The 26484-nt window shown below is 63.2% G+C and carries 20 protein-coding genes and 2 pseudogenes; 3 read left to right on the top strand and 19 right to left on the bottom strand.

Going from position 1 to position 26484, the window contains the following annotated elements; translation table 11 throughout:
• From FHT32_RS32695 to FHT32_RS32760, 14 genes and pseudogenes are all read right to left on the bottom strand, one after another.
• On the bottom strand, positions 1-1120 hold a 1120-nt coding region (locus tag FHT32_RS32695; protein WP_176668695.1), incomplete at its 3' end, for an IS66 family transposase.
• Between the two features lie 64 nt (positions 1121-1184).
• Complete coding sequence (gene tnpB / locus FHT32_RS32700; RefSeq protein ID WP_176668696.1) at positions 1185-1514, bottom strand: IS66 family insertion sequence element accessory protein TnpB; 330 nt, start codon at positions 1512-1514, stop codon at positions 1185-1187.
• Positions 1511-1891: a transposase gene (locus FHT32_RS32705; RefSeq protein ID WP_176668697.1), complete on the bottom strand. Its 381-nt coding sequence runs from the start codon at positions 1889-1891 to the stop codon at positions 1511-1513. Before FHT32_RS32705 ends, tnpB begins: the two co-directional genes overlap by 4 nt.
• Before the next feature lie 32 nt (positions 1892-1923).
• The gene (locus FHT32_RS32710; RefSeq protein ID WP_176668698.1) at positions 1924-2982 is read right to left on the bottom strand and encodes a reverse transcriptase family protein; all 1059 of its coding nucleotides are present in this window, start codon (positions 2980-2982) and stop codon (positions 1924-1926) included.
• Complete coding sequence (locus FHT32_RS32715; protein ID WP_176668699.1) at positions 2945-3253, bottom strand: helix-turn-helix transcriptional regulator; 309 nt, start codon at positions 3251-3253, stop codon at positions 2945-2947. The genes FHT32_RS32710 and FHT32_RS32715 overlap by 38 nt, the downstream gene beginning before the upstream one ends.
• Positions 3254-3299: 46 nt before the next feature.
• Entirely contained in the window at positions 3300-3533 is a 234-nt protein-coding gene (locus tag FHT32_RS32720) for a hypothetical protein (protein WP_176668700.1), read from the bottom strand.
• Positions 3534-5021: 1488 nt separating this feature from the next.
• Positions 5022-5288 carry a hypothetical protein gene (locus FHT32_RS32725; RefSeq protein WP_176668701.1) on the bottom strand — a complete coding sequence of 89 codons (267 nt, stop codon included), beginning with the start codon at positions 5286-5288 and terminating at the stop codon, positions 5022-5024.
• A 113-nt stretch (positions 5289-5401) separates the two neighbouring features.
• The gene (locus FHT32_RS35525) at positions 5402-5638 is read right to left on the bottom strand and encodes an MbcA/ParS/Xre antitoxin family protein (protein WP_176668768.1); all 237 of its coding nucleotides are present in this window, start codon (positions 5636-5638) and stop codon (positions 5402-5404) included.
• A complete protein-coding gene (gene istB / locus FHT32_RS32735; protein WP_176668702.1) occupies positions 5626-6522 on the bottom strand; it encodes an IS21-like element helper ATPase IstB in 897 nt (298 codons plus the stop codon). Before istB ends, FHT32_RS35525 begins: the two co-directional genes overlap by 13 nt.
• Positions 6515-8044: pseudogene (gene istA, locus FHT32_RS32740) on the bottom strand (IS21 family transposase). The gene istB and the pseudogene istA overlap by 8 nt, the downstream one beginning before the upstream one ends.
• Positions 8045-8432: 388 nt before the next feature.
• Positions 8433-10838 (bottom strand): hypothetical protein, encoded by a 2406-nt coding sequence (locus FHT32_RS32745; RefSeq protein WP_176668703.1) that lies wholly within the window; start codon positions 10836-10838, stop codon positions 8433-8435.
• Complete coding sequence (locus tag FHT32_RS32750; RefSeq protein ID WP_176668704.1) at positions 10828-11766, bottom strand: PIN domain-containing protein; 939 nt, start codon at positions 11764-11766, stop codon at positions 10828-10830. Before FHT32_RS32750 ends, FHT32_RS32745 begins: the two co-directional genes overlap by 11 nt.
• Before the next feature lie 170 nt (positions 11767-11936).
• The gene (locus tag FHT32_RS32755; protein WP_176668705.1) at positions 11937-12629 is read right to left on the bottom strand and encodes a PIN domain-containing protein; all 693 of its coding nucleotides are present in this window, start codon (positions 12627-12629) and stop codon (positions 11937-11939) included.
• A complete protein-coding gene (locus tag FHT32_RS32760) occupies positions 12626-14446 on the bottom strand; it encodes a DEAD/DEAH box helicase (RefSeq protein ID WP_176668706.1) in 1821 nt (606 codons plus the stop codon). Before FHT32_RS32760 ends, FHT32_RS32755 begins: the two co-directional genes overlap by 4 nt.
• A gap of 276 nt (positions 14447-14722) precedes the next feature.
• On the opposite strand from FHT32_RS32760, the pseudogene FHT32_RS35220 reads away from it, so the two are divergent.
• Positions 14723-14866, top strand: a pseudogene (locus FHT32_RS35220) (IS630 family transposase); the annotation flags it as partial.
• Positions 14867-15209: 343 nt separating this feature from the next.
• Here the strand turns inward: FHT32_RS35220 and groL are convergent.
• The 3 genes from groL to FHT32_RS32775 all read right to left on the bottom strand — a co-directional run bounded on the left by groL (position 15210) and on the right by FHT32_RS32775 (position 18033).
• Positions 15210-16835: a chaperonin GroEL gene (gene groL / locus FHT32_RS32765; protein ID WP_176668707.1), complete on the bottom strand. Its 1626-nt coding sequence runs from the start codon at positions 16833-16835 to the stop codon at positions 15210-15212.
• 55 nt (positions 16836-16890) lie between these two features.
• The gene (locus FHT32_RS32770; protein ID WP_176668708.1) at positions 16891-17211 is read right to left on the bottom strand and encodes a co-chaperone GroES; all 321 of its coding nucleotides are present in this window, start codon (positions 17209-17211) and stop codon (positions 16891-16893) included.
• 165 nt (positions 17212-17376) lie between these two features.
• Entirely contained in the window at positions 17377-18033 is a 657-nt protein-coding gene (locus tag FHT32_RS32775; RefSeq protein WP_176668709.1) for a diguanylate cyclase, read from the bottom strand.
• A gap of 200 nt (positions 18034-18233) precedes the next feature.
• On the opposite strand from FHT32_RS32775, the gene FHT32_RS32780 reads away from it, so the two are divergent.
• On the top strand, positions 18234-19313 hold the full coding sequence (locus tag FHT32_RS32780) for a glycosyltransferase family 4 protein (RefSeq protein ID WP_176668769.1): 1080 nt from the start codon (positions 18234-18236) through the stop codon (positions 19311-19313).
• Positions 19310-21463: an amylo-alpha-1,6-glucosidase gene (locus tag FHT32_RS32785; RefSeq protein WP_176668710.1), complete on the top strand. Its 2154-nt coding sequence runs from the start codon at positions 19310-19312 to the stop codon at positions 21461-21463. The genes FHT32_RS32780 and FHT32_RS32785 overlap by 4 nt, the downstream gene beginning before the upstream one ends.
• 490 nt (positions 21464-21953) lie before the next feature.
• On the opposite strand, the gene FHT32_RS32790 is transcribed toward FHT32_RS32785, so the two are convergent.
• Both FHT32_RS32790 and FHT32_RS32795 read right to left on the bottom strand, forming a co-directional pair.
• Positions 21954-22376: a hypothetical protein gene (locus FHT32_RS32790; RefSeq protein ID WP_176668711.1), complete on the bottom strand. Its 423-nt coding sequence runs from the start codon at positions 22374-22376 to the stop codon at positions 21954-21956.
• 841 nt (positions 22377-23217) lie between these two features.
• On the bottom strand, positions 23218-25830 hold the full coding sequence (locus FHT32_RS32795; RefSeq protein WP_176668770.1) for an excinuclease ABC subunit UvrA: 2613 nt from the start codon (positions 25828-25830) through the stop codon (positions 23218-23220).
• Positions 25831-26484 lie beyond the last annotated feature (654 nt).

A 26484-nucleotide genomic window follows, 5' to 3' on the forward strand; every position in this document is an offset into this window, starting at 1 on the left:
TCAGTCTTATCTGGTGCCAAGGACCACGCCACACCGCATCGCGCCTGTGATCGCAGGTCGTGCTCCACATAAAACGACGCTCGAGATAATGCGCCAGGCAGCCGGCCTCGGTCACGCCGGCGCTCATCACCTGCTTGTAGCCCGCGTAGTCGTCGCAGATCAGCGTACCTCGCCAGCCGCCGCTGCCGTCTTCGGCGATGCCCAGGAAGCGCCGTGCGTTGTGCCCGGCACGGCTTTCGGCGAAGTCGAAGACCACGGCGTTGACCTCGTCCCAGACCGTGGTGCAGTAGCTCCACAAGTAGGCTCTGTGCGTCTTGCCATGACCTGGCTTGAGCATCGCCACCGGGGTCTCGTCGGCGTGCAGCACGTGGCGCCCAAGCAGGTCCTCGCGCATGGCCTGCACCAACGGCGCCAGTTCCACGCCGATGGCGCCGATCCATTCGGCCTGGGTGGAGCGCGGCACTGCGAAGCCTGCGCGGCCCAGGCTAGCCTCCTGGCGGTACAGCGGTTGGTGGTCGATGTACTTGGCCACCGCCACATGCGCCATCAGGCCGGCGGTGGCGATGCCCTTGTCGATCACGCAGGCAGGCACCGGTGCCTGGATCAGCGTCTGGCATTGGGTGCAGGCCCACTTGCCACGCACATGGCGCTGCACGCTGAAGCGTCCAGGCTCATAGTCGAGCTTCTCGGCCACGTCCTGGCCGATGCGCTTCATCTGGCAGCCGCAGCCCGGTGTGGTGCAGATGGTGTCGTCGGGTTCGTGGTGGATGTCGTGGCGCGGCAGGTGGGCCGGCAGCGCCTGGCGCTTCGGGGTCTGCTTCTCCCCTGCGGCCTTGGCTGGCGACTGCAGCTTCCCTACCTCGCGTTCCAGGGCTTGCAGGTCCTCGTCGATGACCTCTTGCAGCAGGCTCCTCTGCTCGGGACTAAAGCGTTCGGCGCTGGCGGCGAACTTCAGCCGCTTGAGCACGGCCATCTCATGGGCCATCTTGGCGTTCAGCGCCTGAGCGTGCCGTACCTCGCTCTGCAGCCGGCTGGCCAAGGCGCACACCTGTGCGAAGCTCATGCCCGAGAACGCCGGATCAGGGATTGCATCAAGGGCGTTGGCGCTGCTGCTGTCCATCAGGGCGGTGATGGTGCCAGCAGGCTTAGCCGGCCGCCATCGGCACATTCCGCAATGGACGGGCTCACACCACCTTGATCACGCCGGCCTCGCCAACACGCTGCCAGGGCAGTCCGAGCACCAAGGCGTTCAGCTGCGAGTGGGTCAGCGACAGCGTGCTGCCATCCCTGGGCCAGACAAAGCGGCCGCTGTTCAGCCGCCGCGCTGCCAGCCACACACCGATGCCGTCGTGTACCAGCAGCTTCATGCGGTTGGCCCGTCGGTTGGCAAACAGGTAGGCGTGGTGGGGCCTGGCCTCGCCGAAGACCTTGACCACGCGGGCCAACGCCGACTCGGTGCCAGAGCGCATATCCAGCGGCTCGGTGGCCAACCACACGGCGTCGATGCGGATCAACGCAGCCACTCGCGCAGCCAAGCTGCGCACGACGATGCCGACTCCACCGGCCAGTGCACGACTGCAGTGGCACTGCCTCGCTTCAACTCGACACGGATGTCGCGGCCCGGAATCTCGCCTTCAGGCTGGACATCGAGTGCGATGAAGTCGGGCATCGGCAAGGTCGGAACGTCAGTCGCCTTCGGCGACGCAGCCCTGCGATCATCAGCACGCCACCGGTGCACCACGTTCGCATTCAGGTTGTACAGCCTCGCGATCGCCGCGGCAGAAGCATCCGGCTGCCGGCACGCCTCAAGGACCTCAGCCTTGAACCGCGCGCTGTGCTTGCGACGCGTGGCCCGCTTAACCACACCATCTATCGTGTCCACATCATTCATCGCGGACACGATGCCTGCTAACTCTCAGGCAATCAAGATGACTTCACTGCGCGCCTACACTTCATCTCCCAAGGCGGCACGTCAACCAGTCTAGAAGACTGATGTGCACCAGTTGTCGGTGAGATGGTGAAATGGATTCGAGTTGCTCTATTCATCACCTCGCGAGCTTTCCTCACTCTCGCTCGTAGCAAGCCCGCTTCGCGTACATGAAAGCGACCAAGTTGCCCGACAAGATTGGACGTCCTATCCGCGAACTTATGCAGTTCAGCCCCGACGTCCTCTGCGACGACGCGCTTCTCCAGCTCATGGACTTGCGTACGTACGGCCGACCGGCGCGCTTTGCTCCAGGAGGGCTTGGTATTCACGATTACTTTGGTCACGATCATTCGCTGCGAGCTAGAGAAAATCTCGTGCTTCTTACGTTTTGCGGAAAGGCCGTTTCGTCGCAACATGCCGTAGACATCCGCAATGATTCGCTCTTGCTCAACTGGCGTGATGTCCAGCTTGGATGACATCGCCATATCGTCAACGTAGCGCGAATATGTCAGGCCGTGTTTTGCAAGTTTGGCCTGTAGGTACGGCTCATCTCTCCACAGCACCAAATTCGCCAAGTAACTGCTTGTGCCGGCGCCTTGGGGCAAGGTGCCTGCTTTTGTGGTCAGCTTGGTTAGCAAGTGCGCCACATCATCGCCAAAGCCAAAGAAGTGCCTCCAGATGTCCCACACTCGCTCAGCGCTTACAGAAGGGAAAAACTTGCTCACATCCTCGCATATCAAGATACGTGCGCCCGTATGAAGCTTGGCGTTCGTAACGTAATCACGCCCCTTGACGCTGCCGGTAAGGTATTCGGGAAATCGGACCCGTTGGAGGATTGCTTCTTTGATGCGTCGCTGAATGGCTTTCAATCGCGGCTTGGCTGAAAACACCTCGCGGGTCGACCCGGGATCCATCCGGACAGGACGATATGAGCGATCTGCCACTATGGCGATAGCTTCCAACTCGGCCAGCTCTGTACGGAGCGCTTTGGCCAGTTTCTCGTTAGTCCAGATTGGGTTAAAGGGATAGCTTGGCTTGTTGAGGATCAGGCTCATTCAAAAGCTCCAAGGCCGTGAAGGCCAGCTGTCCTGCAAGCGCTCGATCCAGCTTGCCAAGTTCACTTCCTTCTGCACCGAGGAAAAAGAGAATCTCTACCGGCATCCCTAACGCATTGGCGATGCGGGTGACCGTCGAGAGCGGCGGGTCGCGCCGATTGCGCTCCAGCATCGAAAGATACGACCCCGATATATTCGCGCGATCGGCAAGCTCAGCTTGAGACAGCTTGCGCTTTTTCCTTGCCAGCTGGATCGCGTTTCCGATGTCCATGCTCTACCTTCAAGAAACAAAGTATGGGCTTGGGGTGTTCGAGTCTTCACATCTTGTCGCGAACGTTCGTCATGATACTGACGATCACCGCAATGATCTGAAGTACACGAAGGGATAGTGTTGCCACATCCATTCCGTATGTCCGCGATTCGAGATGCTGCTGCAGCGTCTCGATTACCGCATCCAATTCAACCTTCACACCGCTGTCGAGTTGGCTATCGCAAGCATCACGGACCTTCTTCAGGACCGCGATGTGGTTCTTACAAGTTTGTTTGTCCATGTGGACTCTCCTTACAGAGCGGAATTGCCCTGCGTCCCCATTCAAGGCAGCGCCGTAAAGGAGCCAACTCGACACCAAGCCCACCACAGTTGCCGCCGACTGCCGAACGTCCCCTCGTCGCCTCCGTGCCATGCACCACGTACTAAGCGTCGCCGGACCTTCGTCGTCCACTCGCTGCCGAACCGACCGCGAGCTGCGTTTCAAGCCTCATCAACTGCCCGATGAAGCGGCACCATCACTGGCGCCCAACTACTGAGCCTTCTGCCTTCTGGGTAAAAGAATCACAAACTTTTCGAACCGCGCCGGGGCCATGTTTCCCCCCGCCGTAGTTGAATTTGATCATGAAATCGCACTCAGAGGGCTTTTATTGAACTGCCAGTTCATATTTTATTGTGAATCAAAACGTAAGCGACCGCTGTCAGAACAAGAGGTCGGGCCGGGATGGTCGGAGAAACCGAGGCAATCGCGAAGTCCACCCGTCCAACTGATGTGACAAGTGGTGATTGATGACTTCTTCGGCTGCAAACTTCGCCTCGAGCTCACGCCACTTGGCCGTCAAGCAGGGCGCCATAGTTGTGGTTGTGTGAGGCACTGAGTGGCAGACCGGCGCCACAGGTGGTCGCATCAGAGCGGAGTTCGAGGACTGGTGGATTGCGTGGCCCAGCTGGTGTTTTTTGGCCAAGCGTCGCCGGGGACCCTGTGCTACTTTTTGGCTGATTGTTGGCCCCGTGACGGGCGGCGCCTGAAAGATGGGCTTCACCAGTCGCATTGCCTGTGCCTTGGGGTGGCTGCGGGCTCAGTCGGTGACGGCTGAGGGTGAACCGTGTAATGTTCCCCCCCATATGTCTTCAATACCCGATAGCTATGTTGACTCGATGCCTACTGATCCCGACTTACTCGTGGAACTCGGGCGAGTAGCATGGGCGGCAGCACGTCTGCATGCAGGAGTTCGCGATTCCATCAACAGGCACAGTGGCTCAACCTCAATGGCTCCTTTTGAGTTGACGCTTGGGAGGGCCATTGCAGACCTTGAAAGACTCGCGTCAAGCAATGGACGCGTAGACCAAGTGGCGTGGGTCCACAACGTCGGGCGACCTGCAAGTCATCGTCGCAACGCGGTGATTCACGCCGTGACGTTTACGGCCCCCGACGGCAAGCAGGCAATCGGGACCGTAGATAGCACTGCACCGGGCAGATTCCTCGGGGCTGATTTGCGAGCTGTCACGCTCGTCCTCATCGAGGCGAGCATGAAGTTGCCGGCTTAAAACTGAGAAGAGCCCCTCTGCTGCATGCCGCTAGTCGCCTAACCACGTCGCGTGAACTCTTCCAACCCTCTTCACGTGGAGCACAAGTGGCTTTGGCGCTAGTGGTGCTGGATCCAAAGTGCAGGACTATCGAACTCGATTAGTCACTTCGGGAAACCGTCAACGTGAGCGCGTTCAGCGGGTCAACAGCGCAGCACCGCTCGAGATCTCACAAAAGTACCTGTCAGCGCGAGTGCAACTGCGACAAGCGACGCAGATCGTCGACCATGGCCTGATCTCCCTTTTCCAAGGGCTGCGCAGCAAGCGCGTCTGCCATGGCCGTCAGCCGCACGGCGTGTATGGCTTCGGCCTCCTGCAGCGTCTGCCCAGGCCCTACTGGAAAACTCAAAAGTGAGCTTTCCTCTGCAACAAAGAACCAGATCGCTCTCTGCTTGGGTGCCATCTCGGCAAACATCGCCATGTAGTCTCGCAAGGTCGACTCGTAGATCAACTGCTTTTCAGATTTGACCAATATGCCCCCAAGGCGCACTCCCAATGCTAGGAATCACGCTACCAGATTTCGAGCTTTTCACTCTTGAAGTACTTTCTCCGAATTCCGGCACGCTATGCGTACGCCCCACTCTGAATCCGGCTGAGCAGACGAGACACCATGGCTTGGCCTTCCGCCGTATCCATCAAATCCCCGGGTCTCTGTCCATTCAGGGCGGACAGCGGCTGATCCAACCATTGGGCTACCCTGTTAGCGCCGGTGCAATCGAGATCAGCAGTGCCAGTCGAACATTGACCAGGGGCTGGAGCTGGTTCCGTTAGGAGCCAGCTGTGGATAACTATAGGTTGGATGCCTCGGTGGGTCCTCCTTTTCTTGAACCGATCGTTGGTATTCCCGAGCCGTCAGACGAGGCCCCTTCCTCCGCGGCCTCGCTCACCTGGGCCGCCGCTGTCTTCCTGGTCTGCTCGCGCGTCTTGATGCGCCCCTTGGCTTCGTGCGTGCTGTGGCGGAAGCGGTAGGACTCGTTGCCCGTCTTGATGATGTGGCAGTGATGGGTCAAGCGATCCAATAGCGCCGTGGTCATCTTGGCGTCGCCGAACACGCTGGACCACTCCGCGAACGTCAGGTTGGTGGTGATCATCACGCTGGTGTGCTCGTACAGCTTGGACAACAGGTGGAACAACAAGGCGCCACCGGCCTGGCTGAACGGCAGGTAGCCCAACTCGTCGAGCACGACCAGGTCCATGCGTACCAGACTCATGGCGATGCGTCCGGCGCGTCCCTGGCTCTTCTCATGTTCCAGGGCATTGACCAGATCGACCGTGGAGTAGAACCGCACTCGCCTGGCGTGCCGGGTGAGTCCGGCAATCCCCAGCGCCGTGGCCAGGTGGGTCTTGCCAGTGCCTGGGCCACCGACCAACACCACGTTCTGCGCATCCTGCGTGAACGACAGGTCCGCCAGTTTCTGGATCAACGCGCGGTCGACCTGCGAGACGGCGAAGTCGAAGCCGGCTAAGTCGCGGTGCATGGGGAAGCGCGCCGACTTCATCTGGTGAGCAATGGAGCGCATTGCCCGGTCAGCATCTTCGGCCTGCAGCAGGTGCTCCACCAGCCAGCGTGATGCGGCCAGGGTCGTATCGCCGCCTTGCTCCGTCAGATCGGCCCAGGCCGTGGCCATGCCGTTGAGCCGCAGCGCCTTCAGTTGGGACTGTACATCGATGGAGGTCTCACGCATGGCCAACCTCCTGTCCGTCCAGATGATCCTGGTGGGTGGGGCGCAGCCGGTCGTAGCGCGCGGTGTCGGCCTTGGGCGCCTGGGTGAGTCGCAGGGACGTCTGCGCCTGATCCGGCGGCGCCGGGCTGTTCAGGCGAGCCAGCACGTTGCGCACGTGCTCCACGCTGATGCTGCCGCTGGGCGCTCTGCCTTCGAGCACCAGCTCGATGGCCACCAGCACTGCCTCCAGCCCGGCCTGCGGCACCGCGGCCAGCACCTGTGCCATGACCCGGTCTCCTCCGGGGTGCCTGAGCAGCGACTGGCGCAAGCGCAGCAACGGCGCCGGCAGGTCCAGGAACGGCGTGCCGTTGCGCAAGGCGCCCGGCTTGCGCTGCACCAGCTCGATGTAGTGCTGCCAGTCGTAGCTGGTCTGGCCGCTGCCCGGCAGCCGGGCATGGCTGGCCACGACGGCGTCCGCGGCCGCCACATCGACTCGCTCGGGATAGACGCGGGTGCTGACGATATGGCCGGCCCACTCGCACGGCACGGAGTAACGGTTGCGCGCGGCGACCACCAGGCAGGTGCTGCTGACCCGGGCCAGCCGCTCGACGTAGCCGTCGAAGGGGGCTGGCATGGACATGAGGTGAGGCTTCTCCAGCTCCCACATCTCGGCCACGGTGAACTGCCGGTGGATCGGGTGTGTGGTGTCGGCCCACACCGAACGACACCGCTCGCTCAGCCAGGCATTGAGTTCGATGAACGAGCCGAAGCGCCGGGTTGCGGCTTCAATCCAGATGCGCCTGCGGCTGTCCTGCACGTTCTTCTCGACCACACCCTTCTCCCAGCCGGAGGCGACGTTGCAGAAGTCGGCGTCGAACAGGTAGTGGCTCCACATCGCAGCGAAGCGCGCGTTGACGGTGCGCTGCTTGCCGCGCCGCACCTTGTCCACGGCGGTGCGCATGTTGTCGTAGATGCCGCGCCGGGTGACGCCGCCGAGTGCCTGGAAGGAGCGGGTGTGGGCGTCGAACAGCATCTCATGGCCCTGGCTGGGGTAGGCCACCAGCCAGAAGGCTCGACTGGCGCACAGCTTCAGGTGCGCCACTTGCACGTTGTAGAACACGCCACCGACGACCATGGCTTCGACACTCTAGTCGAACTGGAAGGCCTCGCCCAGCTCGAAGCTCATCGGAACGAACGCCTTGGCCGGACTAGCTGCCGACTCCACCCGCCAGCGCCGGATGTAGTCGGTGACGGCGCTGTAGCCGCCGCGGTAGCCCTGAGCCTGTATCTGGGCAAGAGCACGACCGCTGCGCCGTGCCTGCTTGGGGCGATGGCTGTCGGTTGTGAGCGCTTGATGCAGGGCCGGCTCGAACGCCGTGAGCTTGCCATCGAGCTTGACCCGCTCGTACTTCGGCACAACATCGCTGGGAGCCCGGAGCCACTTCTTGACCGTGTTGCGCGACAGGCCTGTGCGCTTTGCGATCTCGCTGAGAGAGAGTTGGTCGCGCAGCCTCATGCGCCTGACCTTGCCAATCATGTCCATGGTGATCACCTTGAATCCCTGCTGAAATTCTCAGCAGGTCAGTGGAACACCCTGGTCAATATTGGATTGGCACTTTGTGCTTTAGCTGGTCAAGATTGCGCTGGCACTAAGAGCATCGACGTTTTGATGTCAGCACCGCCAGCCAACGTGGCGGTCATCACGCTCGTCATCCAGGGGAACATCACTCGTCCGAGCAAGTTGTCCCGTTGAGGCCATAGTCGCCTCGCTGGATATCGAAAGCGCGCGACGTCGCTGAGCTGCGCTCCCCGGCAGCTGGACTTCCTCCAGTCGAAAGACGGTCGATGGTGGCACTGAGGTATTTTTTTGGACGATCGAGCCGCAGGAAACGCGCAAGGGCAGCAGCACCCGCTGCCCTATCGCAGGCAGATCAAACGCCCTCGCCGCTTACGCCGTATTGGTACTTGCGTACAGCCAGGCTCTCGTCTGCGCGTTGTCGTTCGGCGTCGATCCTGCGATCCAACTGCTCGGCCAGCCACGCTGAAAACGCTCGAAGCCGCTCGTTTTCATCCGTCTTCCAAGCGCCGATTTGGTCGCGCTTGCGCTGGTAAGCTTGAACCATGCCGTGCTCGCCCCAGACGGTGCCAGTTGTTTCTAACGCAGCAGCCACCTCTCTCCATGCCGTCGACTGTTCCGGCACTGCTTTCACAATTGCCTTGCAGATATCCAGGATGGGGGCGCCGCCACCGTATGCACGCGTGATGGCCAAGACGAACTCGATGTCATCCTCGGCGCCAGGTACTACCAGTTCAAGCAGTGGAGCTTGTAGCGGCTGATCGAAGTTCGGAAACACCGCCTTCACCAGCTTGGCTCCGCCACGATAAGGAAACATCGAACGCACATCCATGTCGTAGAAGTTTTCGCGAAGAAGGTGAAGCAATTTGGCAGGATGCTTTTGAAGCAGCTTGTTGAGGCCATGCAACTGGTAGGGAATCGCCTCAAACTTGTCTTCGAGCACACTGCGACCTTCCGCTCGAAGCTGACGCCTTTCGTTCACTTCCACCTTCAGTCTCGAAGACAGAAAGCCGAATACGGCATCAATGTCTGTCTCGCCGACGGCACGAAGGACCTCCTCGGTTTGATAGTCGATTTCTTGCAAGTTAACCAAGCTGGCCAGCACCTCATCGCGATTCGACTTCTCCATCGCTGCGACCAGCGTCTTAAACTCCCGGCCAAACCAGAATACCTTGGCCCACCGGGCGTCGTGCCGTTTCGCGAGAGCCCGCAGCCCCCTTATGAACACGTCCTTCGCCTCGGCGCACCCTTGGCCATGGAGCGTGGCTGCGACACCCATGGCGATACTTAACGCATCGCGCTGATCCAACTCCTCAGCACGAGCCACGACGGCCTCCAACATGTCCAAGCGGTCGGGGCCGACTTTGAAGAGCGACTTCGCAATGGCGACGAGGTGCGTACCGTCAACCAGCCAACGGTCGATGACTTGGCCGACTTCCTTTTCTCGATTGCTGAGCTGCAGGCCACCCAGCAGCGGAACCAGAAACGGCTGCATAGCCGCCTCGTGTTCGCTGACAAGCTCCAGCGCTAGATCGGGCTCCTGGCGAGCCAGCAGATCCAGGAACTCAAAGTACACAGGGAAGGTAGCGAGGTCATCGGACTCGGTCTTCGAGAACTCCAGAATGCGGTCGCGCCACACGGCCCGGTTGCCGTCGTCGATGGCGTTGACGTATCCACGAGCGGCCTGCTGGCGGTTGGTGTTGCCATAGTCCCATTCTTCTTCGCGCGTCTTAAGCTTCTCCCAATCTCCGAAAATACCCTCGAAGCCGATTAACTGCTTGTAGATCTGGTACTCGTCATGTAGAGCGATAGCATCGCGGATTGTTAGCGCCGAGTTGGCGATTTCGGTGGAGGTGGCGTGATAGTAGTTCCAGTAGCTGTGGTGCTCGATGTCCTGGACCAGCGGCATCGCCTCAGTCGACACAAGGCCTCGCCAAAAGCCCAGCACGTCGATGGTGTCCCGCTGGAACATCTCTGCCGTTTCAGCGTCTTGCGAACTCTGCTCCCGGTGGGTCGCAGCATTCAGCGCATTGATGACGCTCTCCCTGTAGCGGACGGCGCCGTTGAGCGGATACATCCGCTTCAGCAGCGCGATGGCGCTCGCACGCATCCCGGCGACGTCGGCGTTGCCCGGCACGCTGCCGCGCGAGATGGTCACCGCGTTGTACGTCCACTGCTGGCCTTCCATGGAAGGCGACAGCACCATGTTGATCACGCCTAAGATCGCCCGAGCATCGGCGACCAGTTGCTCGTCGCTAAGGCCGGCCAACTTGTTGACGATGCTCTTCTGGGGTTCAACACCCAGCGTAGGGAAGTAGTCGAGGTCGATGGTCGCGAGACGTTGCAGCGCTGTCTGGGCTTTGCTGATAACCCTCTCGTCTGGCGACCGCGTAAGTTCCAACAGAAAGTCCACCATCACATCCAACTGCGCGTATCGGATCGCGTTAGGAACATCAACTGCTTCGCAGATCAGTTCTGACGCTGAACGGTACCCGCGTGCGGTGATTGGCTCACCGCCATCGGTCAGCACACGTGCCGGCAGCGTACGCGCGAAAGTCACAAGCGCGGGTATGACAGCGCCGTGATAGTTCGGTGCCAAGACACTGAGGATCTTCAACGCACCCTTGAGTTCTTCGTAGTCGGTGCCGCGCTCCAGGATGGTTTCCACGCGGCGATGCTCTTCGTCCAGACGTTTCTGCACCGCGATGGACGGGTTGGCCAGCAGCTTAGACAGTGTCGCAACGCGCAGTTCAAGGTTCATGGTCGAGCGCCTTCAACAAAAGCTCTTGGACGAGAGGGTCTTCTGCAGCGAGGCGGGCTGTTTCAGGATTCGTGGGCAGGTAGCGGTTGCCTGTGTCCCGCAACATGCCGGACAGCTCGAGCGTCCTTGCCTCGTGCTCAGTGAATTCCCTTGGGATACCGAGCACCTCCAGTTTCGCGAACAGCACCTCTTTGAGTGGGGTTTCCCATGCGTCGATGATGCCCAGCACGATGCGATCAAGATTCTCGAACTTCTTGCTGCGCAGTTGATCAAGCGGGACTGCCGCAACAGCTAGCGGCTTGGCCAGGATAGACACCACGGCGGTGGCCTCCTCGATGGCGGCATCCAGCAACTCGATGTCGCCCCAAATCTCGAAGCCGTCGTCACGCAGCGCACCTTCGAGTTTTCCATCCCGAACAAGGGCGATGTGGCGTCCAGCCTTCGCCTTGACGTCCATTGCAGCTTCGAAGATCCAAGAGTCCGGGATATCCTTGCGCCGGTTCTCGCGTTTCTCTCTGCCATTGAACGGCGAGCTGACGTTGAAGTATCTGGCCCAGGCTCTCTCGCCATGCTCGCCTGTGAACGGCAGCACCTCGATCTTGTTGGCAGCCAGGTACTTCCTGAGGACCTCGACCGAGTGCCGATCCAGCTCAGCGCGGCTAGGCACCCGCAGGTCTATGTGGACCAAGCCGTCGCAGATCATGCCGAGTGACCCACCCTTAAGTTCGCCGAGCTTCGAATTCGCCGCGACGATCACTTGGTCGTAGTCGTCCAGAATCTGGGTCCGGCGCTCCTCCAATGCGATTAGCGGAATGTAGAGCTTGGCCACGCCCTGCTGAACGCGCCTGAGTAACCGGCCAAAGTTGGGGTGTCCGAATGGCGTCTGACGCAGCAGGCTTGTGTCAAAAATGATGTGGAAAAGGTCCATAGGCTGCGACGCGGCGGCTCTGGTTGAATCTCTCGATGATAGGGGCAGGCATTGCGTCGACAGGCCGATTTGCTCGACCACTGTCGGCGGCGCTATGCAAATGCCGCTTACTCCAATGCAAAACAACTGAGTCGCCGTAAAGCCGCACTTGGTGAACTTCGACTATCAGTCTAAACCTGCCTCTCGGCGCCGAGTTCCCGGTACTCGACTGCCCCCTCTGCGATCTTGATGGCACCCCCTCTCACGAGAGCCGCCATTACACCGGCCACCTTTTCAGGCGTGGGATCCGGCCCAAAACGCCATTGAATTCTTTTCTCGAGTGAGGTCAAGGTCTTGGGCTTCCCTGCTTCCGCGAAGTCCTTGAGGATCTCCAAATAGATCTGGTCGACCGATTTCGATTTCTTGTTCCTCGCGGCAAGCCGAATAGATGCGGCAGCCAGACGGTCCGCTGCGATCTTGGGAGGCAATGACGGCGTCTGCCGAGCAGGCAGGGATCGGGCTTCAGCGGGCGCAGGCCCCAGGTCTTCCACGCGCTCGACCCGCCGGCCCTTCGATCGCGCATGCACGATAGCGGGGTCGTAGTCGCCATCCGCCGCAACGATCACGAAACGCGCCCCCGGCTCGTGGCGCCCGACCAGATAGCCCAGGTAGAGGACCAGATGGAAATCCAGCGAGTTCTTGCCCGGCCTGGAGATGTCGACAAGAGACACTCGGTCACCCAATTCCATGTACGGCGCGAGCAGTCCGATCTCGTGCTCACCATAGAAAATCCAGGCCTCGCCATTCGAACCCATCCACGACGCGACATCCTCCGGCGCTGGATGCCGGTTCTGCAGATCGATCAACAGATAGGTCTTGCTCATTGCCCGGCGGCATTCGCAATCATGAGCCGCGACGTCGCGCGCGTCGCACCGACGTAGAACAGCCGCATCTCCTCCAAAGGATCATGGTCGTCCCTAGCAGCCACCACGTCCCGGCCTGCGACAGCCTGACGCGCCCCCATTACCGCAACCACCGGAAACTCCAGTCCCTTGCTGGCATGCAGCGTCATCACCTTGATGGTGTCCGCACCGGGGTCGAAATCACGCGTGCCCTTGCGCACCTTGTGCGGCAAGCGACGACGCTCCAGGGCCCTGGCGCATTCGTCCATCAGCGCCCAGCTGCGGCACAGCACCGCCATGTCGCCCCAGGCATGCCCTTCGTTGTGCGCACTGGCCATGAGTTCGGCGATCCGGTCGGCCTGAGCCCGCGTGCTCGGCAGGTCGATAACGATGGGTTCGGGCCCGTCCCGACCGCAGCTCACCGGCTGAATGATCGGAACACCGTCGTCGTCCTTCTCCTGGGGCCGCAGGAGTTCGGTCGCTACCGCACTCGCCGTTTGCAGGATCTGGCGGGTGTTGCGGTAGTTGATCCTCAGGATGGTCGTGCGGCCCTGCGCCTGCACGCCCACGCTCTTGAAGCTGAAGGGCTTGCCGCTGCGCTTGTCGTAGATGCTCTGGGCATCGTCGTACAGCAGCAGCAAACTGTTGGTCGCAGGATCGACCATCTGGGTGACCAGCTTGAGCCACTCGGGCGCGAAATCGTGGCCTTCGTCGACCAGCACCGCCAAGTACTGTCCCGAAGGAATCATCTTGCGGTCCACCCCGTCGATGACGTTGCGCACCATCTGCTCCATCTTGGGAGTCACGGGGAGGTCGTTGGGCGGCAGCGGCTGGCCGAACGCCACGAGCTGGTCGCGGCACCATTTGTGGAAATGGCGGACCTGGACACGCTCGGCCAGCCCCTTGGCTTGCATCGTCGCCTGCAGCTTGACCGCCAGCGGCTCGTTGTAGCAAAGCACGAGCACGGGCTTGTGCGTATCGCTCGCGGCCTTGGCCAGATACTCGGCGCGATACCCCAGGATCATGGTCTTGCCGGACCCCGCGACGCCGTGGATGACACGGTGGCCGTCACCCAGGCTGCGCGCCAACTGCTCCTGCTGTAGGTCCATCACGCGCAGGAGATCGGGGATCGTCGCCTTGTCGTCCGCGTCGTCGAAGAGCGCACCCTGCTGCGGCACCCGCACTTCGGGAAACAGGTTCCAGCGCACCCGGTCGATCTGCGGCAGCGACAGCGTCCCGCGCATCAGCACCGGGAACATGTCCCAGAGCCGGCTTTGGAAACCCTCCGGCTCGGCGTCCTCCAGCATCTCGTCGGAACAGATCACACGGTTGGGTTCGATCGCGCTGCCGAGCCCCGCGGCCTCGAACTGCTTGCGCGTGATCCGGGTGAAGACGACGCCATAGCTCCATGGGAAGGTGAGCATGCCCTTCCATTTGCCCTCATGCTGAACCAGCTGCGCGTCGCGCTTGAGGGCATCGACCACCTGCAGCGCCTGGTGCCGGGCCTGCTCGACCGGATTGGGCACGCGCTTGGGAACGCCGTCGGGCACGATTGTCCAGTCGCCGCGACTGGCCTGCTGGATCGTGTCCAAGCGCCAGTCCTTGGTTTCCAGGATCAGCAGACCCCGGCTGGGGTGCAGCACGACGAAGTCGGGGTGGCATTGCCTGGGCCCGATGGGGACGTCGTACCACAGCAGGTAGTCCTCATCGAGTTTCTGCTGCAGTCGCTCCGCCAGGCGCCGCTCGCCCGAAGTCATGCGGGAAACGCAGGTGCTCAACGCAGGAATCAGGACAGCCATAGAAGATGCCATCCCCCCGGACGGCTTGAACAAAGAGGTGAAACGCAACCTACAGTAACAGGCGGATACGGTCAATTGCTCTGCATTTCGGCCAGGGCCAGAGTGCGCTCCTCTTGGGGGCAGGCGCCATCCGCGCGGCAACGTTCTTTCCGACACCCAGGACGGCATGCAGCGCACGCGCAGTGCGCCTCTGGTGCTTGGACCGCCTTGCATCGGCCGCCGGCGCCTGCTTGTGCGCCTTCTCAGACGCACTGAGTGTCCCCATGGCCTCACGCCAGCGTCAAGCAGCTCGTGCAACGCATCGATCGCTTCGTCACTGCCGACAACACCGAATGCCGGCCGTTCAAGTGGAACGCCACCGCCGATTCGATCCTTGAGAAGCTGCATCGACTTTGCTCACGTATCGGGGGGACAGGACACTGGCGGACCAACGCATATCACGCAGTCGACGTTGGCGCCGATCAGATCCACCCGAGGGTCGGACACGCACAAGTCGAGGCGGATGGCGGAGTAGCGCGCCACGAAATCCGGCAGCAGCGGTCGCAAGCAAGGCGGCGGCACGCAACTTCGCGCTCTCCTGGGTTCCACTTCGAGATATGGAACCAGAAAGACAAAGACGTTCGCCTGCATGAGCCCGGCCCGCTCCGGACCGGGCTCTCTGGCCGCTTCGCGGTCAGCCAGCCAGTCAACTGCAAGCGACGCGCCTGGAGGGCATCGACCAGCCCGTCCACGGCACAGCGGCGGGCCGTGCCGTGGACGGGGCTCAGAAGTCCATGCCTCCTGCCGCGGGGACTGCAGGCGCCTTCTGGGGTGCGGGCATCTGCGCGACCGTTGCATCGGTCGTGAGGATCAGGCCCGCGATGGACGCCGCGTTCTGCAGCGCCGTGCGCGTGACCTTGGTCGGGTCGATCACGCCGAGTTCGACCAGGTCGCCGTACTGGCCGGTGGCCGCGTCATACCCGTGGTTGCCCTTGCCCTTGAGCACCTCCGCCACGACCACGGAAGGCTCGACGCCCGCGTTCGACGCGATGGCGCGCAGCGGCGCTTCAAGCGCGCGCAGCGCGATGCGGATGCCCGCATCCTGATCGGCGTTCGCGCCGCGGAGCTCGGACAGCGCCGCGCGCGCACGCAGCAAGGCGACACCGCCGCCAGGCACGATGCCCTCGGCCACGGCCGCGCGCGTGGCGTGCAGCGCATCGTCCACGCGGTCCTTCTTCTCCTTCATCTCGACCTCGGTCGCGGCACCCACACGGATCACGGCCACACCGCCTGCAAGCTTGGCGACGCGCTCCTGCAGCTTCTCGCGGTCGTAGTCGCTCGTGGCCTGCTCGATCTGGGCCTGGATCGACTTCACGCGCGCATCGATGCGCTTCTGGTCGCCGCCGCCGTCGATGATGATCGTGGTTTCCTTGTGCACCTCGATGCGCTTGGCATGCCCGAGGTCCTCGAGCGTGGCCTTGTCGAGCTGCTTGCCCGTTTCCTCCGAGATCACCGTGGCGCCGGTGAGCACCGCGATGTCCTCGAGCATGGCCTTGCGGCGATCGCCGAAGCCCGGGGCCTTCACGGCAGCGACCTTGAGCACGCCGCGCATCGAGTTGACCACGAGCGTGGCCAGCGCCTCGCCTTCCACCTCCTCGGCCACGACCAGCAGCGGTCGGCCGGCCTTTGCGGCGGCCTCGAGCACCGGCAGCAGCTCGCGGATGTTCGAGATCTTCTTGTCATGGAGCAGCACGAGCGGGTCTTCGAGCTGCGCCACCTGCTTCTCGGGATCGTTGATGAAGTAGGGGCTCAGGTAGCCGCGATCGAACTGCATGCCCTCGACGACGTCGAGTTCGTTATCCAGCGACTTGCCGTCCTCGACCGTGATCACGCCCTCCTTGCCCACCTTCTCCATCGCGTCCGCGATGATCTTGCCGATCGCCTCGTCGGAGTTCGCGGAAAGTGCGGCCACCTGCGCGATCTCCCTGCCCGTGGAAATGGGCTTGGAGAGCTTCTGGAGTTCGTCGAGCACGGCGGTGGTCGCCTTGTCGATGCCGCGCTTGAGATCCATCGGGTTCATGCCCGAGGCGACGTGCTTCATGCCTTCCTGCACGATGGCCTGGGCCAGCACGGTCGCGGTGGTCGTGCCGTCGCCGGCCACGTCGGCGGTCTTGGAGGCGACCTGCTTGACGATCTGCGCGCCCATGTTCTCGAACTTGTCGGCAAGCTCGATTTCCTTGGCGACCGACACGCCGTCCTTGGTGATGACCGGCGCGCCGAAGCTGCGCTCCAGCAGCACGTTGCGACCCTTCGGCCCCAGGGTGACCTTCACTGCATTGGCAAGGATGTTCACGCCCGCAACGATGCGCTGGCGGGCGTCGTCATGAAACTGGACATCTTTCGCAGTCATTTTGAGATTGCTCCTTTTCACTCACACACGTTGGATAAAACCGGACGGCCGGATCTCAGGCGACGCGCCTGAGATTGCCGCGCTCGCTGTCTTCGACCACGGCGAGCACATCGTCCTCGCGCAGCACGAGCAGTTCCTCGTCATCAACCTTGACCGTCTGGCCTGCGTACTTGCCGAACAGCACCTGGTCACCGGCCTTCAGGTGCAAGGGCCGCAAGGTGCCGTCCGCGAGCAGCCTGCCCTGGCCCACCGAAAGCACCTCGCCTTGCTCGGGCTTCTCGGCGGCCGAGTCCGGAATCACGATGCCCGAAGCCGTCTTGCGCTGCTGTTCGATTCGCTTGACGATCACCCGGTCGTAAAGAGGATGAAGTTTCATGTTCGATCTCCTAAGCGATAACAGGTCATCAAAAAGAAAACCTCGCCGCCGGTCGGCGGCGCGATCGGTTCGTTCCCGGCGCACAAGCGCCGGCGCGCGAGAGCTATGGGCGGCTCGCCGGGCGTTCAAGAGCCGCAAGCGCCGATTTTTTTGTGACGAGTTTTTTCAGCCTCGCCCGAGCACGAGACGGCTCGAATGGCCGAGCCTGTACACGGTCCGCGCACCACCCGCATTCCCTGCTGCACCGCCGGCCGCGCGCGGCAGCACCGGACAGGGCAGCGTGCGTCCGCCCGAACTGTCGAGGGTTTCGTCGGCGTCCTCCCGGACCATCGACCAGATGCCGTACTTGCGGGGCCTGAACAGCCAGCGGACATAGCCGCGGCGCCCGGCTTCGCGCAGCATCTCGCGGCGGTCGGGCGCGTCCGCGATCGTGTGTTCCTGCGCGTCTTCCTCGTCCTCGATGAAGCCGAACGCGCACATGGCGTCGCGAACCTCGGTGGCCGGAACACCCAGCCGCCACCACCCGGGGCGCTCCACGCGCTCGAGCTCCCAGGCGCCGACCTGCCAGGCGGCCTCCAGCAGCGCGTGCTCGAGTCCGCCGGCCCCCTCGCCCGAAAGGTCCAACTGCGCGACCGACTGGGCCACCGACCGCAAGGGCAAAACGACGCCGGGCAGCTTCAGCGGCGTCTGCCGCAGGAAACCGTGCCAGTGCAGGGAAAGCAGGGCCGCGTCGCTGCGGCGGGCGACGCGGGTGACCGTGACCGCATACAGCGGCAAGCGCATGGCGGCCGCCTGGGCCGCGATGGTCTCGAAGATGTTCATTCGCACCTCACCATGACTACGACGAAACGCATGAGGAAACAGGCGCATTTTGAGCCCGCGCGGCGCCCGAGGTTCAACGGCGCGACGCCCTCTTGAAATGCGCGCAGGCACCTCCAGATGGCCGCTCGGAAGCAGCACCGCTTCCAAATCTTCGCCTCATCCTTGTTTATTCATTCCCTTCCGAGGAGATTGTCTTGACGATGAAGATCGCGCAGATCGCACCCCTCTATGAAGCCGTGCCGCCGCGGCTCTATGGCGGCACCGAGCGGGTCGTCGCCCACCTCACCAACGCGCTGGTCGACCTCGGCCACGAGGTCACGCTGTTCGCCTCGGCCGACACGTCCACGCGGGCGCAGCTCGTGCCCATGCGCGCGCAGGCCCTGCGCCTGGACCCGGCGCCGCTGAAGTCGGACCTCGCGAGCCACCTGAACATGCTCGCCGAACTGAAGCGCCGCGCCGACGAGTTCGACGTGCTGCACTTCCACACCGACCTCCTGCACTTCCCCTTCTTCGAGGACATCGCGCCACGCACCCTCACCACGCTGCACGGCCGGCTGGACATCGCCGACCTGCCCATGGCCTACAAGCGCTGGCACCGCTATCCGCTGGTGTCCATCTCACGCCACCAGCGAAAGCCGCTGCCGTTCGCGAACTGGGTGGCCACCATCCCGCACGGCCTGGACGAGTCGATCTATGCGTTCGAACCGGGCCCGGGCCGGTATCTGGCATTCCTCGGGCGCATCTCGCCCGAGAAGCGCCCCGACAGGGCCATCGCGATCGCCAAGAAGGCCGGACTGCCGCTGAAGATCGCGGCCAAGGTGGACGCGGCCGACGTGAACTACTTCGAGCAGGTGATCCGCCCGATGCTGGACGACCCGCTCATCGAGTTCGTGGGCGAGATCGGCGATGCAGAGAAGTCCGCATTCCTCGGCGGCGCCTCGGCGCTCCTGTTCCCCATCGACTGGCCCGAGCCCTTCGGGCTGGTGATGATCGAAGCCATGGCCTGCGGCACGCCGGTGATCGGCTGGCGCTGCGGCTCGGTGCCTGAGGTGATCGAGGAAGGCGTTAGCGGACGGATCGTCGACAGCCTGCCGCAGGCCGTCGAAGCCGTGCACGCCATCGAACAACTCGACCGGCGCCGCGTGCGGCAGGCATTCGACAACCGCTTCTCGGCGCGTGCGATGGCCAGCGCCTATGTCGAGCAGTACAGGCGGCTCACCGGCCGCGACGATGCAGACGCGGCCATGCCGCCGCAATCGCTGTACCGCGAGTTCGCATGAGCATGAGCAGTGACGCACCGGCCACCACGCAGGCCGAGACCGCGCCCGAGCGCGCGGTCCAGCACGCCTTCGTGCTCAAGGAGGCGGACACCTACGTCGTGATGGACGCCCGCGGCGACATCGGCGGCGGCGTCGACGGCATGTTCCACCACGACACGCGCATGCTGTCGAGCTTCGTGCTGCGGCTGGACGGCGCCCTGCCGTCACTGCTGTCCAGCGGCGTGGGCAGCGACAACGTCCACTTCACCGCGAACCTCACGAACCATCCGCTGCCCGTGCTCGGGTCCGACTCGACGCCGCAGGGCGTGATCCATCTCGAGCGCACGCGCTTCCTGTGGGGCGCGCGGCTGTTCGAGCGCCTGCGGCTGGTCAACTACAGCGACCAGCCGGCCCGCGTGCCGCTGACGCTGGATTTCGCGGCCGACTTCCGCGACATGTTCGAAGTCCGCGGGCAGGTGCGCGCGCAGCGCGGCGAGTTCGGCCCTCCCGAGGTCGGCACCCGGCGCGCCGTGCTGCGCTATCGGGGCCTCGACGATCTGCTTCGCTGCGCATGCATCGACTTCTCCGAAGCGCCGCAGCGCCTGAGCGCGCAGCAGGCCGCATTCGACGTCGAGCTTGCCGCGCGCGGCAGCTGGACCGTGTTCGTGGAGGTCGGCACCGAGCCGGCTTGTGCGGGACCCGAGCGCTTCCGCGAGGCGGGCGTGCTCGCGCGCTGGCGGATGCGCGCGCGTCGACGACGAGGGGCCAGGCTGCAGGCCTCGGGGCGGCTGTTCCAGGGTTGGCTCGACCGGTCGCGCGCCGACCTGGCCCTGCTCACGACCGACATGCCCACGGGACCCTACCCTTACGCGGGCATTCCATGGTTCTCGACGCCCTTCGGCCGGGACGCCATCGTCACCGCATTCCAGACGCTGTGGCTTGACCCCGCGCTGGCGCTCGGTGTGCTGAGGTTCCTCGCGGCGCGGCAGGCGCACCAGACCTCCAGCTTCCACGACGCCGAACCCGGAAAGATCATGCACGAGACCCGCAAGGGCGAGATGGCAGCGGTCGAGGAACTTCCCTTCGGCCGCTACTACGGCGGTGTCGACACCACGCCGCTGTTCGTTGCGCTGGCGGGTGCCTATGTGCAGCGCACCGGCGACACCGCAGCGATCGACCACATCTGGCCGGCGCTCGTGGCGGCCTGCGAATGGATGGAGCGCAGCATGGCGCGCCACCCTTCGGGCCTGCTGGCTTACCAGCGCGGGGAGACCAGCGGATTGGCCAACCAGGGATGGAAGGACAGCCACGACTCGGTCTTCCATGCGGACGGCCGGACGCCCGAAGGGCCCATCGCGCTGGTCGAGGTCCAGGGCTATGCGTGCGCCGCCTTCCGCGCGATGGCAGTCATGGCGCGGCTGCGCGCCGACGCACGGGCCGACCAATGGCAGCGCCGGTCGGTGCAGGTCGCGCAGGCGATCGAGCAGCAGTTCTGGCTGCCCGAGCGGCAGTTCTACGCACTGGCGGTCGACGGGAGCAACAGGCCCTGCGCGGTGCGCGCGTCGAACGCGGGGCATCTCCTGTTCGCAGGGGTGCCTGCCGCCGGACGGGCGAAGGCGGTCGCGCAGCAGCTGCTGGCGCCGGAGTTCGAATCGGGCTGGGGCATGCGCACCCTGCCGCTGGAGGCGGCGCGCTTCAATCCCATGTCCTACCACAATGGATCGGTGTGGCCGCACGACCTTGCCCTGTGCGCCGCAGGCATGTCGCTCTATGGAGAGCGCGACGGCGTGGTGCGTCTCCTCGACAACCTGTTCGAGGCGGCCACGCATTTCGGAATGCGCCTGCCGGAACTGTTCTGCGGATTCGAGCGGCAGCCGGGCCAGGGCCCGGTGGCCTATCCCGTGGCGTGCCTGCCTCAGGCTTGGGCAGCGGGCTCGGTGTTCATGCTGCTGCAGGCATGCCTGGGACTGCAGGTGGATGGCATCCGGCGAGAGATCGACATCGTCCACCCCCGCCTGCCCACCGACATCGATCAGTTGCACCTGCTGAAGCTGCGGGTGGGAGATGGCAGCCTGGACCTCCATTTCCAGCGCATGCGGGACAACCGGGTTGTGGTGGTCGCGCGCAACCTGCCCGGAGGACCTCCCGTGCAGGTGAACTTGCGGCTCTAGGTGTGAAGTTTCAACAGGTTGTTGCGGGTGTTCACCCGGGGTGTTTTGAGAGACTGGAATCCCCACGATCCGCTCTACGCCTAAAGCCGGATGAACGCCCATAAGAATGCCCGATTGACGTACCTGCGGCGATTGGATTCAGCGCATAACTTCGATTTCTAAATTCGCCCTTGCCTGCGGCCGCGCGGACATCACGCCGCAGCGGCATACGGGCAAGGCGAGCTACAAGCTGAAGATCGACGAGACGCCCATTCGCACTCCAACATGCAATCGAGCTGGATGATTGCTGCTGTCTGGTGCTTTGCGCCAGGACTTCGAAGGCCATCCGCCGTCATCATTCTTTGGAAATTGTGAGAGAAGTGTCGCTTGTCAAGCCAGCGGGCTGATCCGAATCGTGGCCGTGAGCGCTCAGTTGTGCAGCTCCGCCAGTCGGGTGGCCGGTTGATCGACGAGGTGGCCAAGGCAGTGACGTCCAACTGGAGAGTCGAAGTCAGTGCGAGAAAGAAGACAAGACCCAAACGTCGGTCGCGACCGGAACCTCCTTCAGAGAGCCCGTTCCACCCAATTCCCTCATCCGATCCCGGCAGTAGTCGAACATGTCTTCGAACGAGTTCGGTTTCTGAAACTTAGAGGTCAGGTACCCCGAGATCCGATGGGCATCGACGGCATGCGGATAGTCGATCACATGAGCGTGGGCATCAACAATCCATCCAGAGTCATTTTCAAACTCGACCCCTTGCCCGTGTATGCGATATCCCCAGGGCTCGCCGCGCATCAGGAGTTCGCCTTTCTTGGGCACACCGGTCAGATACTTTCGCTCCATCTCCGGGTGCATGTCCAAGAAGCATCCAAGCAGATCGGCCTGTGTGATTGAGTAGGCTTCAATTTCACGCAGAAGCTCGTCGTCATTCATGGCTACCATCGATTCATCCTTTCTGCCCTGGCTGCATCGGCCTGACTTCTCAAGAGGCTCGCGTCCTCTGGGGAAACAGGGTTCAGATGTGGACCGGGATTTCTCGAACCCCAGCCTTGATTGCAGCTTCCGCACAATGATGACCGGTTTGCCGTCGCCGGCCTTCGCCGGCCTCGCTTGGGGGAATGAACCATATCCTTTTGCTCTTTGCCGCATGCCGTCGAGGATGGATTTACCCATCTCGTCCGGCAGCGCTCTGCATTCCCTCCGAAAGATCAATGCGGAGTTGATCTCTAGAGTCTCACCAGAGCCGACCGGTCTGCCATGCCCCCGAATGAAGGTTGGATAGAACCATCATGCTCTCTCGTTGTCTTGGCGTAGGCGGTTCAGTAGCTCATCGCAGATCCCGTCGCGTTTTCTTGAGCTTTTCTGACAGACGCGGGACCTGGCAGGCCAAAGTCGTCTCGAGGTTCCATTGCCGCTGAATGGCGGCGTCTCCGCTATCACGCACTTCCATTCATTTCGCAAAGTTCGCCATGGCGAGCGACTGCTCGACTCTCGACGAAAACAGTTTGCGAGCCGGAGACGATCTTCGCGTTGCCCGTGCCGAGTGACACGCCCAGCACCCCCAGTTATCCGCGTTGCCTGTCACTCCCTTGACGAGGCTGTCGACCATTGACACTTTCTCTTTGCGCGCAAACTTAGTTTGAGCATGTGGCCTTTTCAGGAGAATGAATAAACACGATTCCGAGGGGAACGACCTGGTTGCCAACGACGCAGAAATTAGGGGCGATGTTGGCCACCACGAATCGCGCCTCTGCGGGCGCGCGGACTCTACCGTTCACTTGCCTGCCAAGGTCCAGCGCGCCAGATAAGGCGCCGTCCGGCTGCCAGTTGCCGCGGCCACCTCCTGCGGCCGGCCGCTCGCGACGACGCGCCCGCCCTGCGCGCCTGCACCCGGCCCCATGTCGATCACCCAGTCACAGGCCGAGACCAGCCGCAGTTCGTGCTCGACGACGATGACGGTGTTGCCGGCGTCGACCAGGCCGCCCAGTTGAGCCATGAGCTTGTCCACGTCGGACGGGTGCAGGCCGGTGGTTGGTTCGTCCAGCACGTACAGCGCGTCGCCGCGCTGCGCGCGCTGCAGCTCCGTCGCCAGCTTGATCCGCTGCGCTTCCCCGCCCGACAGCTCGGTGGCCGGCTGCCCCAGCCGCAGGTAGCCCAGGCCGATGGCCTTGAGCAGCCGCAGAGGCCGTTCGATGGCGCCGTCGTTCTCGAAGAAGGCGTGCGCCTCGTCCACCGTCATGGCCAGCACGTCGGCAATGGTGCGATCGCGCAACGTCACCTTGAGCGTCAGTTCGTTGAAGCGCGAGCCGTGGCAGGTGGGGCAAGGCGCATACACGCTGGGCATGAAGAGCAGCTCGACGCTGACCAACCCTTCGCCCTCGCAGGTGGCACACCGGCCCTTCGCGACGTTGAACGAGAACCGGCCGGCATCGAAGTGGCGGGCACGCGCAGCCTTGGAGTCGGCGAACAGCTTGCGCACATGGTCGAAGAGGCCTGTATACGTGGCCAGGTTGGAACGCGGCGTGCGCCCGATGGGCTTTTGGTCCACGCGCACCAGCCGGCGAATGCGTTCCATGCCGCCGGCGATGCGACCACCGGTGCGGCCACCAGGGCTGCTCGCGGCACCCGGTTCGGCGTCTGGCTCCTCGTCTGCAGGCGACACTTCGTGGCCCAGGTGCGCGGCCACCAGCTCTACCAGCGCCTGACTCACGAGGCTGGATTTGCCCGACCCGGAAACCCCGGTCACCGCCGTCAGCACCCCGAGCGGAAACGCTACCGACAGGCTCTGCAGGTTGTTGCGCGTGATGTCTTCCAGCGCCAGCCATCCGGCAGGGTCGCGCAAGGACGGCTGCGTTGAGGTTCGCGGCGCAAAAAGATAGCGCGCGGTGTGCGAAGCCTCCACATGGCGCAGCCCCTTGGGCGGGCCGCTGTAAAGAACGATGCCGCCTTCCTCCCCGGCACCGGGGCCGACGTCGACCAGCCAGTCGGCGCGCCGCATCAGGTCCAGGTCGTGTTCGACAACGAACAGCGAATTGCCCGAGCGCTTGAGCGTATCGAGAGCCACCACCAGCGCCTCGCTGTCCGCGGGATGCAGCCCCGCCGACGGCTCGTCGAGCACATAGACGACGCCGAAAAGGTTCGAGCGGATCTGCGTGGCAAGCCGCAGGCGCTGGAGTTCGCCCGGGGACAGCGTCGGCGTGCTGCGGTCGAGCGAAAGGTAGCCAAGGCCGAGATCGGTCAGCACGGTGATTCGCGCCAACAGGTCGTGCGCAATGCGCTGCGCTGCGATGCGCTTCTCCGCCGACTGGTTGGGCGTTCGGCGCACATCGGGGGCCGCCGCGTGTGCACCGCCCTTCTTGCGCAGCACGCTTGGTCGGGCGTCGCCACCGGACGCGTCCGGCGCATCGCCTCCCGCCGCGCCACGCAGCACCTGCGCGAACTGCGCCAGCGGCATGCGCGAGATCTCGCCGATGTCGTACCCCGCAAAGCGCACCGACAGGGCCTCCGGCTTGAGCCGCTTGCCTTTGCAGGCCGGACAGTCTCCGCCCACCATGAAGCGCGCGACGCGGTTCTTCATCAGCGCGCTCTGCGTGGTCGCGAAAGTGTGCAGCACGTACTTGCGCGCGCCGATGAAAGTGCCCTGGTAGCTGGGCTCCAGCTTGCTGCGCAGCGCCGCGCGCGTCTCGGCCGGCGTGAAGCCGGCGTACACCGGAACCGTCGGCTGCTCCTCGGTGAAGAGAATCCAGTCACGCGTTTTCTTCGGCAGATCGCGCCATGGCTTGTCGACGTCGATGCCCATGGTGACAAGGATGTCGCGAAGGTTCTGACCGTGCCAGGCGGGTGGCCAGGAGGCAATGGCGCGCTCGCGGATGCTGAGCGTGTCGTCCGGCACCATCGAGCGTTCGGTCACCTCGAAGATGCGTCCCAGTCCGTGGCAGACCGGGCAGGCACCTTGCGGCGTGTTGGGCGAAAAGTCTTCCGCATAGAGCATCGGCTGGCGCGCCGGATAGTCGCCGGCCCTTGAATAAAGCATGCGCAACAGACTCGACAGCGTGGTGACGCTGCCCACCGAAGAGCGCGTGCTCGGCGTGCCGCGCTGCTGCTGCAGGGCCACCGCGGGCGGCAGACCGTCAATGGAATCGACCGCGGGCACGCCCACCTGGTCGATCAGCCGGCGCGCATAGGGCGAGACCGATTCGAAATAGCGCCGCTGGGCCTCGGCGTAGAGCGTGCCGAAAGCCAGCGACGATTTGCCGGAACCGGAGATTCCGCTGAACACCACCAGGGCGTCGCGCGGAATGTCGACGTCAACATTGCGAAGGTTATGTTCGCGTGCACCGCGAACACGCACGAAATGGTCGGTGCCACGGGCGGTAGCGCGCGTCATGTTTTTCTTTCTGTTGTATGCCGTAGGCGACGATGCCTCAGGCATTGAAAAAATGTAGACCCGGTTGAGACTATCCAAGCCCGCCGGCACGCCTGTGAGAGTCGGTCCACCAAGACTGTCGGACACCGGGACCCTGGGTAAAAGGCCTGCAGTGGCGCCTCGCTGTCAACGGCGCGATCACGCCGTGCGTACCGTCTGAATCTAGATCGGCACACCACGTGATTGGACTCAGACGGTTTGCGGTCCGCACCGCACGGGGCGCATCTACTCAATCCTGCAAGGGTCTCGGGATTTCTCCGACACTGTCAGCGCAGAAACTTCTGGAACGTCGGTCGATCGATCCCCCGTTCAGCGTTGCCATGCCGCTCAGCTACCTCCAGCGCCTTGAACAATCAAGCCTCCCGTTGACCGTCACGGATCCAGACGAGGTTCGGAAGGTAGAGGTACTTCGAGGAGCACTGCTGATCGAAGCGCGGTTGCGTCGCGCCACCGGTGCAGGCCCTGTTCACTCGGCCATCGTCTTCTCGATCACACCAACCGGTATGGAACACCTGAGGAGGCTGCGCCGATCCTCTGAATCAAGTGAATGAAGCCCCCGTTTGGCGCCAGATCTCGACCGGCCGGATGCCTCTGTAACACGAGGGCGCGTCAAGG

This window comes from Variovorax sp. SG517, from assembly GCF_013376045.1.
Taxonomy (GTDB): domain Bacteria; phylum Pseudomonadota; class Gammaproteobacteria; order Burkholderiales; family Burkholderiaceae_C; genus Variovorax.

What these genes read in the sequence shown, in the direction of transcription:
- FHT32_RS32785 (WP_176668710.1), top strand. Translation starts at nt 19,310, where the DNA reads ATGAGCATGAGCAGTGACGCACCGGCCACCACGCAGGCCGAGACCGCG.
- FHT32_RS32745 (WP_176668703.1), bottom strand. Translation starts at nt 10,838, where the DNA reads ATGAACCTTGAACTGCGCGTTGCGACACTGTCTAAGCTGCTGGCCAAC.
- FHT32_RS32715 (WP_176668699.1), bottom strand. Translation starts at nt 3,253, where the DNA reads ATGGACATCGGAAACGCGATCCAGCTGGCAAGGAAAAAGCGCAAGCTG.
- FHT32_RS32720 (WP_176668700.1), bottom strand. Translation starts at nt 3,533, where the DNA reads ATGGACAAACAAACTTGTAAGAACCACATCGCGGTCCTGAAGAAGGTC.
- FHT32_RS32755 (WP_176668705.1), bottom strand. Translation starts at nt 12,629, where the DNA reads ATGAGCAAGACCTATCTGTTGATCGATCTGCAGAACCGGCATCCAGCG.
- FHT32_RS32760 (WP_176668706.1), bottom strand. Translation starts at nt 14,446, where the DNA reads ATGGCTGTCCTGATTCCTGCGTTGAGCACCTGCGTTTCCCGCATGACT.
- istB (WP_176668702.1), bottom strand. Translation starts at nt 6,522, where the DNA reads ATGCGTGAGACCTCCATCGATGTACAGTCCCAACTGAAGGCGCTGCGG.
- FHT32_RS32705 (WP_176668697.1), bottom strand. Translation starts at nt 1,891, where the DNA reads ATGAATGATGTGGACACGATAGATGGTGTGGTTAAGCGGGCCACGCGT.
- FHT32_RS32770 (WP_176668708.1), bottom strand. Translation starts at nt 17,211, where the DNA reads ATGAAACTTCATCCTCTTTACGACCGGGTGATCGTCAAGCGAATCGAA.
- FHT32_RS32750 (WP_176668704.1), bottom strand. Translation starts at nt 11,766, where the DNA reads ATGGACCTTTTCCACATCATTTTTGACACAAGCCTGCTGCGTCAGACG.
- FHT32_RS32795 (WP_176668770.1), bottom strand. Translation starts at nt 25,830, where the DNA reads ATGACGCGCGCTACCGCCCGTGGCACCGACCATTTCGTGCGTGTTCGC.
- groL (WP_176668707.1), bottom strand. Translation starts at nt 16,835, where the DNA reads ATGACTGCGAAAGATGTCCAGTTTCATGACGACGCCCGCCAGCGCATC.
- FHT32_RS32710 (WP_176668698.1), bottom strand. Translation starts at nt 2,982, where the DNA reads ATGAGCCTGATCCTCAACAAGCCAAGCTATCCCTTTAACCCAATCTGG.
- FHT32_RS32780 (WP_176668769.1), top strand. Translation starts at nt 18,234, where the DNA reads ATGAAGATCGCGCAGATCGCACCCCTCTATGAAGCCGTGCCGCCGCGG.
- FHT32_RS32790 (WP_176668711.1), bottom strand. Translation starts at nt 22,376, where the DNA reads ATGAATGACGACGAGCTTCTGCGTGAAATTGAAGCCTACTCAATCACA.
- FHT32_RS32775 (WP_176668709.1), bottom strand. Translation starts at nt 18,033, where the DNA reads ATGAACATCTTCGAGACCATCGCGGCCCAGGCGGCCGCCATGCGCTTG.